At 27.9% G+C, this 18,341-nt stretch carries 14 protein-coding genes; 9 read left to right on the top strand and 5 right to left on the bottom strand.

All coding sequences use genetic code 11. The features are described 5' to 3' along the window. Window positions 1-28: 28 nt before the first annotated feature. Window positions 29-1,084: a hypothetical protein gene (locus tag U880_RS0107825; RefSeq protein ID WP_024655481.1), complete on the bottom strand. Its 1,056-nt coding sequence runs from the start codon at window positions 1,082-1,084 to the stop codon at window positions 29-31. A 537-nt stretch (window positions 1,085-1,621) separates the two neighbouring features. Between U880_RS0107825 and U880_RS0107815 the strand changes: the two genes are divergently transcribed. Next, a complete protein-coding gene (locus U880_RS0107815; protein ID WP_024655480.1) occupies window positions 1,622-2,743 on the top strand; it encodes a LysM peptidoglycan-binding domain-containing protein in 1,122 nt (373 codons plus the stop codon). Between the two features lie 93 nt (window positions 2,744-2,836). After that, window positions 2,837-3,199, top strand: a complete 363-nt coding sequence (locus U880_RS0107810; RefSeq protein WP_024655479.1) for an outer membrane protein assembly factor BamD — start codon at window positions 2,837-2,839, stop codon at window positions 3,197-3,199. A gap of 34 nt (window positions 3,200-3,233) precedes the next feature. Here U880_RS0107810 and U880_RS0107805 read toward each other — a convergent pair whose 3' ends face one another. From U880_RS0107805 to U880_RS0107795, 3 genes are all read right to left on the bottom strand, one after another. After that, window positions 3,234-4,349, bottom strand: coding sequence for a VWA domain-containing protein (locus U880_RS0107805; protein ID WP_024655478.1), 1,116 nt, complete (start codon window positions 4,347-4,349; stop codon window positions 3,234-3,236). Window positions 4,350-4,410: 61 nt separating this feature from the next. After that, window positions 4,411-7,260 carry a periplasmic flagellar collar protein FlcA gene (gene flcA / locus U880_RS0107800; protein ID WP_024655477.1) on the bottom strand — a complete coding sequence of 950 codons (2,850 nt, stop codon included), beginning with the start codon at window positions 7,258-7,260 and terminating at the stop codon, window positions 4,411-4,413. Window positions 7,261-7,274: 14 nt separating this feature from the next. Further along, entirely contained in the window at window positions 7,275-8,168 is an 894-nt protein-coding gene (locus U880_RS0107795) for a 1-acyl-sn-glycerol-3-phosphate acyltransferase (RefSeq protein ID WP_024655476.1), read from the bottom strand. A 200-nt stretch (window positions 8,169-8,368) separates the two neighbouring features. On the opposite strand from U880_RS0107795, the gene U880_RS0107790 reads away from it, so the two are divergent. The 6 genes from U880_RS0107790 to U880_RS0107765 all read left to right on the top strand — a co-directional run bounded on the left by U880_RS0107790 (window position 8,369) and on the right by U880_RS0107765 (window position 16,081). Further along, window positions 8,369-9,955 carry a peptide ABC transporter substrate-binding protein gene (locus tag U880_RS0107790; protein ID WP_024655475.1) on the top strand — a complete coding sequence of 529 codons (1,587 nt, stop codon included), beginning with the start codon at window positions 8,369-8,371 and terminating at the stop codon, window positions 9,953-9,955. A gap of 315 nt (window positions 9,956-10,270) precedes the next feature. Then, window positions 10,271-11,854: a peptide ABC transporter substrate-binding protein gene (locus U880_RS0107785; RefSeq protein ID WP_024655474.1), complete on the top strand. Its 1,584-nt coding sequence runs from the start codon at window positions 10,271-10,273 to the stop codon at window positions 11,852-11,854. Between the two features lie 370 nt (window positions 11,855-12,224). Beyond that, window positions 12,225-13,145 (top strand): ABC transporter permease, encoded by a 921-nt coding sequence (locus U880_RS0107780; protein ID WP_024655473.1) that lies wholly within the window; start codon window positions 12,225-12,227, stop codon window positions 13,143-13,145. Window positions 13,146-13,158: 13 nt separating this feature from the next. Further along, window positions 13,159-14,214 carry an ABC transporter permease gene (locus tag U880_RS0107775; protein ID WP_024655472.1) on the top strand — a complete coding sequence of 352 codons (1,056 nt, stop codon included), beginning with the start codon at window positions 13,159-13,161 and terminating at the stop codon, window positions 14,212-14,214. Window positions 14,215-14,224: 10 nt separating this feature from the next. Beyond that, the gene (locus U880_RS0107770; RefSeq protein WP_024655471.1) at window positions 14,225-15,097 is read left to right on the top strand and encodes an ABC transporter ATP-binding protein; all 873 of its coding nucleotides are present in this window, start codon (window positions 14,225-14,227) and stop codon (window positions 15,095-15,097) included. Next, a complete protein-coding gene (locus tag U880_RS0107765) occupies window positions 15,098-16,081 on the top strand; it encodes an ABC transporter ATP-binding protein (RefSeq protein ID WP_024655470.1) in 984 nt (327 codons plus the stop codon). It begins immediately after the preceding gene. A gap of 29 nt (window positions 16,082-16,110) precedes the next feature. Here U880_RS0107765 and U880_RS0107760 read toward each other — a convergent pair whose 3' ends face one another. After that, the gene (locus U880_RS0107760) at window positions 16,111-16,866 is read right to left on the bottom strand and encodes a hypothetical protein (protein ID WP_038359677.1); all 756 of its coding nucleotides are present in this window, start codon (window positions 16,864-16,866) and stop codon (window positions 16,111-16,113) included. Between the two features lie 126 nt (window positions 16,867-16,992). On the opposite strand from U880_RS0107760, the gene eno reads away from it, so the two are divergent. Continuing rightward, a complete protein-coding gene (gene eno / locus U880_RS0107755; protein ID WP_024655468.1) occupies window positions 16,993-18,291 on the top strand; it encodes a phosphopyruvate hydratase in 1,299 nt (432 codons plus the stop codon). Window positions 18,292-18,341: the final 50 nt, after the last annotated feature.

Here is an 18,341-nt window from a genome sequence, read left to right as displayed (position 1 = left end):
ATTAGTTTAACAAAAGCATTTCTTAAGATCAAAACTCTCTAGGTGTTAATAAATAAAATTCATTAACACTTAAATTACTAGGAAGATCACCATTTGTACGAACTAAATACATTTTAAAGGAATGAATTGTTTTAAAAAATTTTTTTGCCAAAGATGACCTATTTTGTTTATAATTTTCAAAAAATTTTAAAACAGATCCATAAATAATCACTTTATCAAGCATATCAGAAGTATGATTAACAATATCCTCTATAAAAAAGAAAACATTAGCTAAATAAATAAAATTATTAAAAAGAATACCTATTCTTCCTCTTAAATAATTAACATCATTTATCATATCAACCCTATTTCCTAGAGTATAATTTTTATCCTCTAAACTCCACTTAGAATATATAATGTTAAATTTAGCATCTCTTACTAAATAATCATATACAAAATCAAACCTAAAGCTATCCTCAACATACTTTGAAAACACATAAGCTGAATGCTTATTATTGAGAGAAATAAAGTTCTTGCGAGACATTTCTTTTAAGTTTTGAATCACATTTTGTGGAACAGTATCACTGGTTTTATATAAAAAAGAATTATTATCCCAAAGTAAAATACTAGTGTTTGCCGAAATCCAATATGTATCCTTATTATAATGATTAAGAATACCATCAAACACACTAACAAAATAATTATTAAAATATTCACAATTTACATAAAATTTAGCTGGAGCATCTGTTTTAAAAAAATAATTATTAATATCTACAGAAAATGAAGAACCATGAACAATTTTATAAATTGTCACATCTAAACTTCCCTTAAATAAATATATTTTTGCATCTTGCATATCTTTAAGAGAAGAATAACAAATAAGACTATAAGTATTGGGATATAAAGTCAAATCTGATTCAATACCATTAATCCCATATAAGCTTATTTTAAGTTTAGAATTACTGCCTACATCAATAAAATCATATTCAAAAATTTCATCTCCTAAGTTTAATTTAACAGAAACAGCATTTCGTATCACATTAATTTGTCCTTCCATTTCCTTAATAGATGCTACTTGAGAAAATAATATTACTTGAGATAACAAAAATAAAAGGATAATAATATATAATTTCAAAACCCAATTTTCCTTTTCAATCAAATATTACAATGTTAATTATATCTTTTTTAAAGAGATTTATTAACTTTAATAAAAACGAAAAATACGTTATACTTTATTAACACAGCATAAAAAATAATATTTTATGTTAAGCCTATTCTTTTCAAGAATCTAAGGCGTGAGAAAAGTTGCACAATGTGTAGCCAATTTTATGTCAAAAGGATGTACTTATGATTAAAAAATCAAAGTTTTTATTTTTAATATTATCTATGCTTACTCTTGTTCTAATTTCATGCCAGACTGCACCTCAAGAAGAAAGATGTGGAGAACCCGTGATTTTTAAGGCAGATTAAAGGCAAGAATTAAAATATTGATGGAATAAAAATAGAATGTAATATGAAACAATAAAATTGTATAATATCAAATTGTGTAATAATATACTACTTAGAGGCTTTATAAGAAGTGGTATCTAAAAAGTAAAGTTCTTAATTTATGTAATCAATATCACATAAGAAGGATGTATTTATGATAAAAAAAAGCAAGTTATTATTTTTAATGTTATTTGTTTTTGCTATTTCCCTAATTTCATGCAATAGCACACCAGAGGATCAACAAAATGACAACTCCAAAATCGCAATTAAAGAAACTGGAGATATAAAAAGAGACATTGAAGAAATGAAAAATGGAGTCATCAGAGAAAGGGGTAATCTCTTTTATTCTAAAGAATTCAATGAAGCTGAAAAGCTCGAAAAAGAAATGAATAATAAATTTTCAAAAGGAATAATTCAAGAAGGCAATGAACTTGCCATAAAAGTACTAGAACGATATAGAAATATCGTAAGAGACACAATAGAAAAAAAAGAAAAAATAAATTATTTAAAAGAAAATATTGAAAAATATTTAAATGACGCCGAAGTTAATGAAGCATACATATGGATCCCATTAGAAATCGATGAAGTAAACAATTTATATTTCGAGGCAACAAGAAAATACAAAATATATGATATCGAAAGTGCTCTTGGAATGTACAGCAAAGCATTTACTAAAGCACAACAAACGGCTAAAAAGGCAAAGGAAGCAAGAGCTCTTAAAGAAACAGAAGAAAGAATGTACAAACAATTAAAAGCACTAGAAGCTGCTTCTAATCTTCCTATTTATAGCAACAATAAGCTTATCAAGCCATCACCATGGAATGGAAGAAGCTTAATTCAAGATAAAGGTGAAAGAGTAAATCTATTGAATTTACAAGATAACACTTATTTACTTGGCCAAATAGACGCAATAGTACTCCCTTATGAAGAAAAAGTAGAAGAGGTAAAAAATACAGAAGCAAATAAATTCAAAACACTTCAACTCATTGAAAAAGCCAGACAACTATGGGAACAAGGACTTGAAGCTAAAAATCTCAATAATCTGAGGCTAGCAAACGAATTATTTCTAGATTCTGCAAGATACTTAAAAGCTTATCAAAGTCATTCAAGTAAAGAACTATACATAATCAAAGTTGGAAATACATTATGGGGAATTTCTAAAAAATTATATCATGACCCTTATTTATGGCCAAAAATTTGGTTTGCTAACAGACAAAAAATTCAAAATCCAGATCTAATACTTGAAAATTGGAAAATAATAATTCCTTCTAAATAAAATATAAAGAAGAAAACAAACATAAACTTGTTTTCTTCTTTTATATCTAATAAAATTAAATTAAGTATTTTCTATAGAACAAGAGTATAACGAATGAACAAATTAATGCTACCATTAACTATTTTATTAATTTCCTGCTATACAATAGCTCATCTAGATAAACAACTTACAGAAAAAACTTCTCATAGAATTTATTTAAAAGAAGCTCAAAAAGCAAAAAATATTAATGATTATCAAACTGCTTTAAAAATATATGAAAAAATGATTAAAAATTACCAAGAAAATAAAGAAATTGTTGCTACCGGAAAGTATGAAATTGCATTCATATATTATATTAATAATAAAAAAGAAACTGCAAAAAAGCTCTTTGAAGAATTAATACAATCTAACATTGAAACACCTAAGTGGGTTATACCACTATCTCAAAAAATATTACAAAAGATCAAAACCCAATAAAAAAAACAAAACAAATTAAAACTAATAAAACTTACTATTTAAGTAATATACCATAAATTGTAATATCCTTCTCCTTAGCTGCTCTAATAACATCGTCATAAACTATAGGACCTCGAGGATACTCATGGGGAGGAGCATTACCAAGTACAATAATAAATCTATTATCTGATTTCCAATCAAATTGAGTAACAGCAGCATTAACCCCTTCAAATACCGCTTCAGGATAATCTCCTCCACCCCCAACATTAATACTTTCAAGCACGTTATGTAAATATTCTTTACTATTAAAATCAAAAGATCGTGTTAAAAAATCTTCAAGATAGTCCTTATAAAACACAAAACCTATTCTATAAGACTTAAACTGATTCAACTGAGGTTCCACCATATCAAGAAGGTGTTCTCGTAAAATTTCAATATGATTCTTCATACTATCAGTAACATCAATAACAAAAACTAGATCTAAATCAACAAGTGGATCTTCTGATTTTTCTAAAATATCTTTTATCTTATCAACAATATCAAGTCCTTTATTTGCAGTAACAACATCATCAGCAAATCTAGAAAATCCCTCTTCTAAAACACTATTTTCAACTATATTTTCTCGTTGCGTATCTCCAAAAAACAATTCATAAGCATTATCTTTATATCGACCTAAATAATCATTATATTTTTTTTCAAAAGTTCTAATTGAAAACCAAAAAGGTTCCTTATTCCTTTTTAAAATTTCTAAATCGATATCTCCACTTCTTGTTGAAAAATTTGGAAATCCATACCTCAATTTCTTAGGTATTAAAATATGAAAAGCTTCTCCAAATCTTTTATTTTGTACAGGAGTAGAAGATGTTAAAGATAAAAGACTTCTATTTTGAATAACTCGACCATTTAAAATTCTAATTTCATCACCATTAACCGTATTATATTCTAAGGTTCTAAATGAATAAGTAGAAGCATCTTTATTTTTATCTGGAATTTCAAAAGATTCGGTTAAAATAACTGATTTAATATTTGGTTTTTTTCTAATAAAAAGATGAAATCCATCATCATGAGCTTCAACATAAACATCATCAATATTAATACTCAAGTGATCATGCGATTCAGAAAATAAATTAAATACAATAAACAAGAAAATAATAAAGCAAGCTTTTCTCATATAAACCCTTACACATTAATCGGACAATTCTACAATGTCCTTAAGCTGATAAATTAAAAATCTAAAGATTATCAGCTAAATTATCATAAAATAAAATCTTTAAACCTGTAAAATCATTCTTAAATACGCTTCTAAGATTTAAACTAGCAAGATCCCTTTTAACGTTTTTCATCATATCATCATCACGATTTAAGAGATCAAATATTCTAGAAGATTCTGTTAAATTTGCAATTCCTGAATCAAAGAGATCATGATCTATAATAACACCAGACTTAACCTTATTACCAAGAGATGCTATTATCTCAACAACTCCAAGATTATTATAAACTTCAATTTCTCTTAGCAACAAAGCTTTATGGTGATCATTTCCTTTAGGTCTCAAACTTAAAATACTGGATTTCTCTGATGCCAAATTTTGCAATACTCTTAAGTAATAACTCCTAGAAGCCTCAAAATCACCCATTTTATAAAGAACAGATGCAATTGAATTTAAAACCTTATTACTATTTGCAAATCCAGACATATTTTCAACTTTAAATAAAGAAGTTAATGCATCCTTATAATTATTTTCCTTATAACTAAGTAATGCTAATTTATAGTAAACATCTGGTGAATTAACTCCTTCATTTATTGCCATTTTATAAGAAGATATGGCTGATTGAAAACCATTTAAAGTTCTAAATATATCTCCTTGCTTTTCATAAATTAAAGCAAGCTCTCTAGAACCTTTAATAAGGCCATTTCTTTTATAAAAATCATATTCATTTAAAGCCAAACTGACAATATTACTTGCTTTAAGCGTATCATTTCCCTTATCATAAATATCTGATAAAATTCTATAAGCAATAATCTTTTCACCAGCATTATTAATTGAATCTTCTTGTCTAAAGCCGTTTATAGCCGTTAATAAATATCCTTCTGACTTTTTCAAATCTCCCATATAATAAAAATACCTACCACTTTCAAATAATGCCTTATTATAATCAGGATTTTTTAATAAAATCCTCCTAAGAATATATTCAATCTCAGAATTAAGATTAACATCATTTAAAATATCAGAAACACTCTTACCACTATTTATTTTAAAATTAGAAAACTCTTTATTAAGTAAATTCATTTGAGCATTTAAATATTTTAAATTTCTAGAAAGAGCATTTATTCGCTTATTATAAACTGTAAATTCTACATATTTATCTATCAATTTTTTAACATACTTAGTATAAACTACCTCATCAATATCTAATTCCTGATTTGTTTTAATAAAAGCATTTACATTGTCAGCCTCTCTCTCAGCACCAGCTTCAATATAAGCATCAAAAAGCTTAAATAAAACTTCCTTTCGATGTCCATATTTTGAGAGTAAAATAGTATAATCATTGATACTATTTTTATAATACATAGAATCCACTTGAGCCCACTGAAAATAATTCTCACCCTTAGCCATTAATGCTTCATAATCATAAATATCGTAAGATATAACCTCATCCAAAATCGAATTAGCATCAGAATATTCACCAAGCCTCATCTTCATAAAAGCATAAGATATATACCCATCTTTATCAAAAATTTTTCGTCTCCTCTTAGAAGCACCCTCAGAAAACGGATCAACAGTAAACAACTCTTCATATTTTTCCTCAGCACTATCAAAATCATTTATACTCTCAAAAGCCTTAGCATAAGTTAAAAACCACTTTCTATTAGGACGCATATAATATGCATCCTTAAAAGTAGCTTTAGCAAGTTCTCTTTTATTCTCATATATATATGAAATTCCTTCTTTATATTTTTTATCAGATGCAATATAAAAAAACATAATATCGACTAAAAAATAAAACGACAAAAAGGTTAATACAATAAAAAAAGACGCAATTTTCAATACTGGAGTTAAGGCTTTAGAAAGTCTATAACTAAATTGCTTCTCCAGCTTGCTAAATTCTTCTGCCTTATAATACATAATGGGCAATTTAACAGATCTACCAATAATATCGCCAACAAATTTAGCAATAAAATTGAGCCCTTTTTTATTTTGCTCAACAAGATCAACTAATGCCTCAATTTTATATCTAGAAACATTTTCTAACATTAAAGCTTCGGCAATAGCAATTCTCAAATTTCTAGGATAAGAATCTAAATGTTTAAAAAATAAAGAATAATTAACTTTAAAATTAGAATCCTCAATAATTTTGTTCGCTTTATCCTCTAAAGATTGAAAATCACCTGTAAGATTAGACCAATCTTTCTCTTCTTTAGTACTAGGATCTAAAGAGTCATCATTAGAAGCAAACTTATTAGAAAAAATTTCATCATCTGCTTCCTTGATTTTACTAATCATATACTCAAGATCAAAATCATCATTATTATAATCTTGAGATTCCTGAGTAGAATTATCATCATTCTCAAAAGGATTTTCAAAATCAGAAGAATCTGCATTTAAATCATTCTCTACATTTGAATTTTGAACATTATCATCATCAACACCATTACCAGAATTATTTAAATTTAAATTAATAGCATCATCTAAACCTACAGAATTATCATCAAGAACTTTATCTAAAGTTTCCTCAAAATGTGAACCTAAAACATCAAAATCCTCATTTAAATTATCAAATTCAGGATCAATTTCCACATTTTCAGCATTTTTTAAAATATTAATATCATTATCACTAGCTTCGCTCTTTTGTCCTTCCTCATTATCAAGAACACCAAGAATAGCATCCAAATCTGGCCCTTCATCATGTTCTTCATCAAAATCAACAACTTCTTCTTGTCCTTCCCAAGGAAGAATAGACTCACCATCCTTTGGAGGTTCAATATCCATTTTAATGCCAAAACTATCTTTTCTAGCTTTCTCATCAGCAATATTATCTATTATTTCCTTCTTAAACTTATTTATTTTATCTATATCAGGCATATTACAATAAAATCCTAAATTAAATCATTATATATTTTAGCTCCATCCTTATGAAGAATCTCAAAACGTTTTTCTAAATCATCAGCAATCTTAGAACCTAAAATTTCTTTTGTTGGCTCTAAACCTTCTTTTTTCAATTTTTCTAAAATCAAAGTTTTATATTCAACTATATCCAACACTTCGGTTGTATTATATACAAGAACATCTTCTCTAAAAATATCACACGACATATCACCATTTGATGAAACTTCAAGAATATTGCCATTAATACCAACCATTATGAAATAATCAAAAATTTTAAAATAATTTGAAATTTCTGAAATTATCTTTTTAGTCTCAGGTTTACCTTTTCTATATCTTGTAGCTGTTGGGAAAATAAGAATTATATAACCACTATTCTTTTTGTCTGCAACATATCTCATAGAATTAGCATTAAAAACTCGTCTCTCCCTCATAGTTTCATTATCAACATCAACAAATGCATGTGGAGGATAAATGAATATTACATTATAGCCCAAACTTAAACTTTTAATTAACAAATTATCTTTAAAAAGTTTTACACCAGCTATAGGAACAACATATTCTGAAATTTCCTTACAATTCATTTTCTCAAGCAAAAATTGAAAACAAGGAAAATCGAAATTACTATAATGTTCCATTAATATAATTGAAGACTTACCAGATTTGGACTTTTCATAAAGTTTTAAAATATTCTGAATACCAACAATAGTAGAATTACTCTTAAGTAATCTCTCTATCATCGTATCAACCAACTTTCTACTAACAGAATCAGCCTCATGATACGAACTATTTAAACAATTTATATTTTCAACATCTTTAAACCTACTAAAGAATTCGTTCTCAATACCTTTAAAATACTTATTAAAACTTTTATTCCGTGTAAACATCAAACTTCATCCTTTAAAGTTTTTGAAAAACAACATACTAGAAATCCAAAAATACTCAAATGTAATATACAATATGCATCAATAATTTTATATAAATTATACTTTATTTATTTAGCAAATTAAAGTAAAATCCATTCAAGTATATTAAACAAGAATAATTCATAAAAAAAATACAAAATATTTATAAAGGAGAATAAATTATGAAATACAAAGTCATGATTCTTTTATCTTTCTTAACTATATGGCTAACTTCTTGTTCCAATGATGAACATAAAGAAAAGATAATATTTAGAACAACAGCTGAATCCGAACCTGATTCACTAGATCCTCAACTTGCTACCTCAGCTCAATCATACAGAATAATCGTAAACATATTTTCAGGATTAACAACAAAAAATACACAAACTGGAGGATATAAACCAGGACTAGTTAAATCTTGGGATATATCTGAAGATGGAGTTGTATATACAATGTACCTAAGAGAAAATATATTCTGGAGTGATGGAGTACCTATTACTGCTGAGGGAATTCGAAGATCTTATCTTAGAGTATTAAATAAAAAAACAGGTTCACAATATGTTGATATTGTTAAATCAACAATAAAAAATGCACAAGATTATTTTGATGGTAAAATATCAGAATCTGAACTTGGTATTAAAACTATAAATGATTCAACATTAGAAATAACATTAATTAGTCCAAAACCTTATTTTCTTGATATGTTAACGCACCAAACATTTATACCAGTACCAATTCACATTATTGAAAAATACGGACAAAACTGGACAAACCCTGAAAACATAGTAGTAAGTGGTGCATATAACTTAAAAGAAAGAAAACCAAATGAAAAAATAGTTCTTGAAAAAAATAACAAATATTATAACTTTGCAAATGTCGAAATAGACGAAGTAATATTTTATCAAGCGCAAGGAAACACTGCTTATAATATGTATATAAACGATGAACTTGATTTCTTAACAGCAATAACACCAGAATACCTAGATGAAGCTAGAATAAGAAACGATTATTACTCTCACCCTGCAAATACCTTAACCTATATGGCATTCAACACAACTATCACACCACTTAATAATGCAAAAGTTAGAGAAGCTTTAACACTTGCTATTGACAGAGAAGCTCTAAACAAAATGTCTCTAAAAGGTCAATCACAACCAACGAGAAATATTACCCCATCATTTGAAAACTATGCTTATGGTAAACAATTAAAATTGTTTGATCCAGAAAGAGCAAAACAATTATTAGCCGAAGCTGGCTATCCTAACGGTTCAGGTTTCCCTACTCTTAAATACAAAACTTCACAAAAAAACATAATGAAAATAACTGCAGAATTTTTACAAGAGCAATTCAAAAAAGTATTAAACATTAATGTTGAGATTGAAATTGAAGAATGGACCACATTTTTAGGTAGCAGAAGAACAGGCAATTATCAAATATCACATATGGGATGGACGGGAGATTATGTAGATCCATTAACATTCCTTGATCTATTTACAACAGAAAATTACAACTTTGGAGCATACGGTTATTCAAATAAACAATATGATAATTTAATAAAACAATCGAATTTTATCTTAAATCCTACAGAAAGACAAGAAATCTTACGCAAAGCTGAGGAAATAATCATAGAAAAAGATTTTCCTGCAGCTCCACTTTCAATACCAAAATCATATGCTCTCTTTAGACATGATAAATGGATTGGATGGATTCCTAATATTGCAGAAGTTTATCTTTATGAAGATATAAAACAACAAAAAGAAAATACATAAAATATAAAATGCAATACAAAAATTAATAAACATAAACATTAACAATTATTCTAATATAAACCACTTTTATAAATGAATTATATGAGTGGTTTTTTTTAAAAAAAATTAAAAAGTATTTTAAATATAATAAAAGTCTTTAATTAAGAAATCTTTTTAACATAAATTACTAAAGTAAATTTTATTCTCAATCAAAAATACATATAACGTTGCAAATTCAATAAAAAATTATAAAAAAATCATCTAAAATTTTTAATTATTTCAGCTAAAATAGAATTAAAGTTAATAAAGGTAATTAAGTTAAATAAGGAGATAAAAATGCAAATCAAAAAAATAACATTCATTATATTTTTTTTAATAACTATCCTATCCTGTAGTAAGGAAAGCAACAAAGAAAATGTATCATTTAAAATCGCTATAGGAGGAGAACCTAAATCAATAGATCCTCAATTATCTGAAGACAAAATGGGTTCTACTATAATTGCACAAATGTTCAATGGCATCTTAATCGGTGACCCAAAAACTGGCGGATACAAACCAGGGCTAGCTGAATCTTGGGATATATCTCAAGATGGCACTGTATATACATTTCATTTAAGAAAAAATCTTGTTTGGAGTGATGGAGTCCCTATTACTGCTGAGGGTATTCGAAAATCTTACCTTAGAATATTAAATAAAGAAACAGCATCAAATTATGTTGCACTTGTTAAATCAACAATTAAAAATGGAGAAGATTATTTTGATGGCAGAATATCAGAATCTGAACTTGGTATTAAAGCTATAGACGACCTAACACTAGAAATATCTATTACCGATCCAAAATCTTATTTTCTAGATATGTTAGTACACCAATCTTTTATACCAGTACCAGTGCATGTTATTGAAAAACATGGAAATAAATGGACAGATCCTGAAAATATGGTAGTAAGTGGCGCATATAAACTAAATGCAAGAACACCGAATGAAAAAATATCACTTACAAAAAATGACTACTACTTTAATGCTCAAAATATTGAAGTACAAGAACTGATATTTTACACAATAAATGACGCATCAACTGCCTATAGAATGTATGAAAATAACGAAATCGATGCTGTCTTTGCAATAATTCCATCTGACCTAATAAAAGAAATAGAATTAAGAAATGATTATTATTCATCACCTATTAACGGTATTTATTACTACTCATTTAACACACACATCAAACCTCTTGACAATGTAAAAATCAGAGAAGCTTTAACCCTTGCTATTGACAGACAAACATTGACATCAAAAATTATAAAAAATGGGGCTATTCCAACAAGAAATGTAAGTCCAAAATTCAATAATTATTCCTATAAAAAATCATTAGAACTATTTAACCCACAAAAAGCAAAACAATTAATGAGTGAAGCTGGTTATCCTGACGGAAAAGATTTTCCTACATTAAAAATCAAATATAACACAAATGAAAACCACAAAAAAATTGCTGAATTTATTCAAAACCAATGGTTGAAAATTTTGAAGATCAATATTGAACTCACAAATGAAGAATGGGCATCATTTCTAAACAACAAACAAAAAGGTAATTATGAAATAGCAAGATCTGGTTGGATAGGCGATTACTCAGACCCATCAACATTTTTAACTTTATTTCAAAAGGGACTTTCAAATTTTTCATCATATAATTATTTTAACGAAGAATATGAAAATTTAATGAAACAATCTAATCTCGAACAAGATCCTATTAAAAGACAAGATATATTAAGAGAAGCCGAATCAATAATTATAGAAAAAGATTTCCCCATAGCTCCAATATACATATATGCAGGAAATTATTTATTTAGAAACGACAAATGGACTGGCTGGGAGCCTAACATTTCAGAAAGATTCGACTTTTCTATACTTAAACTCATCAAATAGAAAAAACAGACATCTAAATAAAACATTTTTGTTAGATGTCTGTACATTGAAAATTTAAAAAAATCAAGGTTACATATTTATACAAAAAAATTTACCTATAAAACTAAAACACAAAATTCAAATATAATACTGATAGATAAAATTAACTACTCATGCAACATACTACCTTAATTAAAGCAATATAATATTAATATAACAAAGACCAACAACAATAAAAACATTAAGTTTATTTCAAATCAAAAATATCAATATTTACAAATCAATTAAAATAAATTAAATTTTTTTGAATAATATCTCATCTTCTATGTTACAATGGTTCATTATATAACGCATACAAATCTTTATCTTTCTATCATAGTAAGGAGCAATTATGTTAAGGTTTAGTATACAAAAATTACTAGAAACATTACCAACTTTAATAATAATAATTTTTTTATGTTTTTTGATAATGAGACTTGCTCCTGGAAATCCATTCGATTCTGAAAAACCAATTGACCCTCAGGTAAAAGAAAAACTAATGCAAAAATATCATCTTGATAAGCCTTTTTATATGCAAGCTTATTACTATATTAAAAACATATTAAAAGGGGACTTTGGTCCATCAATAGCAAAAAAAGACTTAAGTGTAAATCAATATATAAAATTAGGGTTTCCTAAGTCATTTACAATTGGAATAATCAGTCTAATAATATCTCTTACACTCGGAATTGTACTGGGCTCACTAGCAGCAATAAACAAAAACACACACATCGATTACATAATAAGAATGGCTGCTATATTTGGAATTTCCGTACCCACATTTGTAACCGGTCCTATTTTACAATATATTCTATCTGTCAAATTAAAATTATTCTATACTTCTGGATGGATTTCAGAAAGAGGTGGCCTTGCAAATTTAATTATGCCAATATTAACAATGAGTTTGCCATGGATAGCTATTTTTACACGCATAATTAGAGGTTCTATGCTAGAAATTTTAAATAGTGATTTTGTACGAACAGCAAAAGCTAAAGGACTAAGCTTTAATGTAATAATTAGAAAGCATGTACTTATAGGAGCTATACTTCCAATTGTAAGCTATATAGGACCTGCATTTGCTGGTATAATTTCTGGCAGTATGGTTATCGAACAAATATTCAGAATTGCTGGAATGGGTATGTTTACAGTAGAAGCATCTCTAAACAGAGATTATCCATTACTAATGGGTTCACTATTAGTATACTCAGCAATATTGCTCATCTCCATTTTGGCATCTGATATTATATACAAAAAACTTGATCCAAGAATATAGGAGACCAAATCAAATGAGCAATATAAAACAAAATACATGTGTAAACATTGATACTCAAACAGCAAACAAAAGAGCATGGTTAAGATTTAAAGAAAATAAACTTGCGTATGTTAGTATATTTGTCATTGGATTTTACATGGCAATTGCAATACTTCAGCCAATATTACCAATATATAAATATTATACTCAAATTGTAGAACATGTTGATTTGCCTCCATCTTTTAGATATGCAGGAGAACTTTGGTACAAAAAAGAACTTGATTTTATCAAAAGATTAGCAAAAAAGGAAAATAGAGAAATCAATGAAGAAGAAAAAGAAAAACTTGAAGATATAAAAAGAAAGATAGAAACTGAAATTCAAATTATTGATGGAAAAGAAACCAAAATACACAAAAGAATATATGTACTAGGAACAGATAATCTTGGACGAGACTTGCTTTCACGAATAATACAAGGAAGTCAAATATCGATATCTATAGGATTTATTGGAGCATTAATATCAATGCTCATAGGAAGCATAATAGGAGCAACAGCAGGTTTCTTTGGAGGCATTATCGATAGAATTATAACTAAAATAACGGAAGTTCTCTATTCTTTACCTAATCTACTTGTAATAATAACTTTAATGACGATTATGGAAAGAAATGTCATCGGCTTATTTATTGCAATCAGTATAATATCATGGTTAACAATTTCTAGAATTGTAAGGGGACAAGTAAAAACACTCTCGCAATCTGAATTCATAGAAGCCGCCAGGACATTGGGTGCAACAAATAGAAGAATGATATTCAAACATTTAATACCCAATAGCTTTGGAATGATAGTGATTATTACAACAATGAATGTTCCCTCATTCATTATACTTGAATCATTTCTATCATTTCTAGGACTTGGAATATCAGCACCAATGACTAGTTGGGGAGAATTAATTAAAAATGGAATTCCTACATTTATTGAATATCCATGGAAAATTTTCATACCAGCATCAATCATGACAATTTTCCTATTATTTATGAACTTCTTAGGCGACGGATTACGAGATGCATTTGATCCAAAAGATAACCTCTAAGGAGATATAAATGAACGAAAACTATATGCTAGAAATCAAAAATTTAACAATTGAATTTCAATTGAAACACACAACAATATATCCTGTAAATAACATAAATTTAAAAATGAAAAAAGGAGAAATTAGAGCTATTGTCGGAGAATCTGGCAGTGGAAAATCTGTCACAAGCATGGCAATATTAAAACTATTACCCGAATCTACAACGATATATAAAACTGGAGAAATAATATTCGAAAATCAAGATTTACTGAAACTCAAAGAAAAAGAACTTCAAAGCATAAGAGGTAATAAAATAGCAATGATATTTCAAGATCCAATGACGTCTCTAAATCCATATCTAAAAATATCCACACAAATTGAAGAGACAATTATGCTACACCAAAAATTAAATAAAAAGCAAGCAAAACAAAAAGCAATAGAAATGTTGAAAACAGTTGGTGTTATAAACGCAGAAGAGAGAATAAAACACTATCCACATCAATTCTCAGGAGGAATGAGACAAAGAGTGATGATTGCAATGGCATTAAGCTGTCATCCATCATTATTAATTGCAGATGAACCTACAACAGCTCTTGATGTCACAATTCAAGAACAAATACTATTACTAATTAAAAATCTCTCTAGAAAATTTAATACCTCCACCATATTAATAACACATGATTTAGGAGTAGTAGCAGAAATATGCGATACTGTCTCTGTAATGTACCAAGGAAAGTTCGTGGAAGAAGGAACGGTACAAGAAATATTTAAAAATCCTAAACATCCATACACAATTGGACTTTTAAAATCAATACTAACTCTTGATAAAAATCCAAATGAAAAACTTTATTCAATTAAAGATTATCCTATTGAAACTATTACAAATAACACCGAGGGTATTTAAATGGCAAATGAAAAAGATATAATTCTTAAAGTAGAAAATTTGGTACAAACATTCACAAGCGGAGAAAACTTTTTGTTTTGGAAAAATAAACGTAAAGTAAACGCTGTAAACGGCATTAGTTTTGAAGTTGAGCGTAATAAAACACTAGGACTTGTTGGCGAATCTGGATGTGGCAAATCAACAACATTAAGAACAATAATGCAACTCTACACACCAACATCTGGAAGAATATATTTTAATGGTAGAGACATAACAAAACTATCAAAAAAAGAACTTTTAAAGACAAAAAAAGACATGCAAATGGTATTTCAAGATCCACATACATCCCTAAATCCAAGAATGACAATAAGAGAAATAATAGCAGAACCACTTGTGATATACAATGAAAACAAAATTCTTCCAAGAACAAAACAAGAAATAGAACAAAGGGTAAATGAATTAATGGATATTACTGGTCTCTCAAAAAGTATGTTATCTAGATATCCACATGAATTTTCAGGGGGACAGAGACAAAGAATAGGTATAGCAAGAGCACTAGCACTGAATCCTAAACTCTTATTATTAGATGAAGCTGTATCTGCATTAGATGTGTCAATCAGAGCACAAATTTTAAACTTACTTAAAGATTTACAAAAAGAATTAAGTCTATCTTATCTCTTCATTTCACATGACTTAGCAGTAGTAAAATACATGAGCGATAAAATTGCCGTAATGTATCAGGGTATAATTTTAGAAATTGCACCTAGAGAACTTTTATTTTCAAATCCTAAGCATCCATACACAAAAACATTAATAGCATCTATTCCAGAAATTGATCCAGAAAAAATAAAAAATAAAACTATTAAGCTGGATGAACCATCTTTAACTAATATACGAAATACATATTCACCAACAGAAAATGAAACTCTTGAAGAAGTAGAGAAAGATCATTTCGTATCTAAATATCTTTTTGATGAGATGAATAATTTACTTAATAAAAACTAAAATAGTAAAACATATTTTAATTTAAACATTTAGTTATCAAAATAAGAGACTTCAAAATCTACCTTATTCTCAACATTTTCAACTGAATACAAATTAATTCTATTTACATTATTTTTATCTATAACTTTATTTCCAGAATCTACAAAATAATAATAAATCCTACCCTTAGGAAGATCTTTAAGCTTAATAGTATATACACCCTTACGTGATTCTTGCTCAACCAATCTATTTAAAAATGGATTAAAATTATTAAAATTACCAGCTATTGTAACAATATGTCCAGGTTGTCCTATATAAAAAAGTTCAACTTCCCTACCATCAGACGAATCAATTGGATTTCTCAAAGAAACATAACCATAATCCACACCTATATCAATTATAGAAAACGGAATTAGATCCTTATTAAAAACTACATTTTTATTATATTCATCATTTGTCCAGATACCATCCACAATAAGCCTATATTTGATTCTACCAATTCCATGAGGAAGATTAATTTTTACGAAAAAAAGCCCATATTTATTTTTTTTAAACAAATATTTTTTTGCATAATCATCAAACTCAAAAGCAGCAAAAATCTTTCGAATACCCTTATTGGGAGGATAAAACATAATAACTCTCTTAGAATCAACAATAGGTGATAAATTATTTTCTCTGGTTGAAACTTCTAAAAATTCATTTAAAGATAAATCAAAATTTTCAATTATATAACTTGTTGCTAAAACATTAATAACATGACAGAAAAAAAATATAGAACAAAATAACCATCGCAAAGCTTTTTCCATAATTGAATTATAAAACTTGCCAAACAATTCTTTTATAAAAATACTACACATTTATTTTATTTGTTATTATACTAAAAACATATACTAAAGTAAATATATAAATATTAACCAACAAGGAGTGTAAAAATGGGCTTTCATATTTATGAAATAAAAGCTAGGCAAATAATTGATTCTAGAGGCAATCCAACTGTTGAAGCAGACGTAATACTTGAAGATGGTACTCTAGGTAGAGCAGCTGTTCCATCAGGTGCATCAACAGGAATCAATGAAGCTGTTGAATTAAGAGATGGTGATAAATCCGTTTATATGGGAAAAGGAGTACTTAAAGCAGTTGAAAATATAATAAATATAATCTCTCCCGAACTTGAAGGAATGAGTGCTTTAAATCAAGTTGAAATTGATAGAAAAATGCTTGAACTTGATGGAACTCCTAACAAATCAAAACTTGGGGCTAATGCTATTCTTGCAGTCTCAATGGCTACAGCAAGAGCAGCAGCTGAACACCTTGGACTTAAAGTTTATCAATACCTTGGTACATATAAAGCCAACATTTTACCTACACCAATGTGCAATATCATAAACGGAGGTGCTCACTCTGACAATTCTGTTGATTTTCAAGAATTTATGATCATGCCAATTGGAGCAAAAACATTTAGTGATGCAATAAGAATGTCTGCTGAAGTTTTTCATACACTTAAGAGTATTTTAAGCAAAAAAGGTTATGCAACATCTGTGGGAGATGAAGGGGGATTTGCACCAAATTTAAAATCAAACGAAGAAGCTTGTGAAGTTATTATGGAAGCCATACAAAGTGCAGGATATACACCTGGAACAGATATTGCAATTGCTCTTGATCCAGCAACATCTGAATTATATGATCCAAAAACAAAAAAATATGTATTTAAATGGTCAACAAAAGAAGAATTAACATCTCAAGAAATGGTTGAATATTGGGCAAAATGGATAGAAAAATATCCTATTATATCAATTGAAGATGGAATGGCTGAAGAAGACTGGGATGGATGGAAAAAACTTACAGATAAAATTGGAAATAAAATTCAACTTGTAGGAGATGATTTATTTGTAACAAATACATCATTCCTAAAAAAAGGAATTGAAATGAAAGTTGCAAATGCAATCTTAATTAAAGTAAATCAAATTGGAACATTAACTGAAACTTTTGAAGCTGTAGAAATGGCAAAAAAGGCAGGTTACACTGCAATAGTATCACATAGATCAGGAGAAACAGAAGATACAACAATTGCTGATCTTGTTGTTGCACTTGGAACAGGACAAATCAAAACAGGTTCTCTATCCAGAACAGATAGAATTGCCAAATACAATCAATTATTAAGAATAGAAGAAGAATTGGGCAGTATTGCTGAATATCATGGAAAAGACGTATTTTATTCCATTAATAAATAAGAATAAATAATTAAAGCCCTCTTAAAAGGGCTTATTTTTATACAAACAAA

The sequence above is a fragment of the Borrelia hispanica CRI genome, from assembly GCF_000500065.1.
GTDB classification, from domain to species: Bacteria; Spirochaetota; Spirochaetia; order Borreliales; family Borreliaceae; genus Borrelia; species Borrelia hispanica.
The sequence above is the reverse complement of the archived record's forward strand: the minus strand, read 5'-3'. Positions and strand labels throughout refer to the sequence as shown.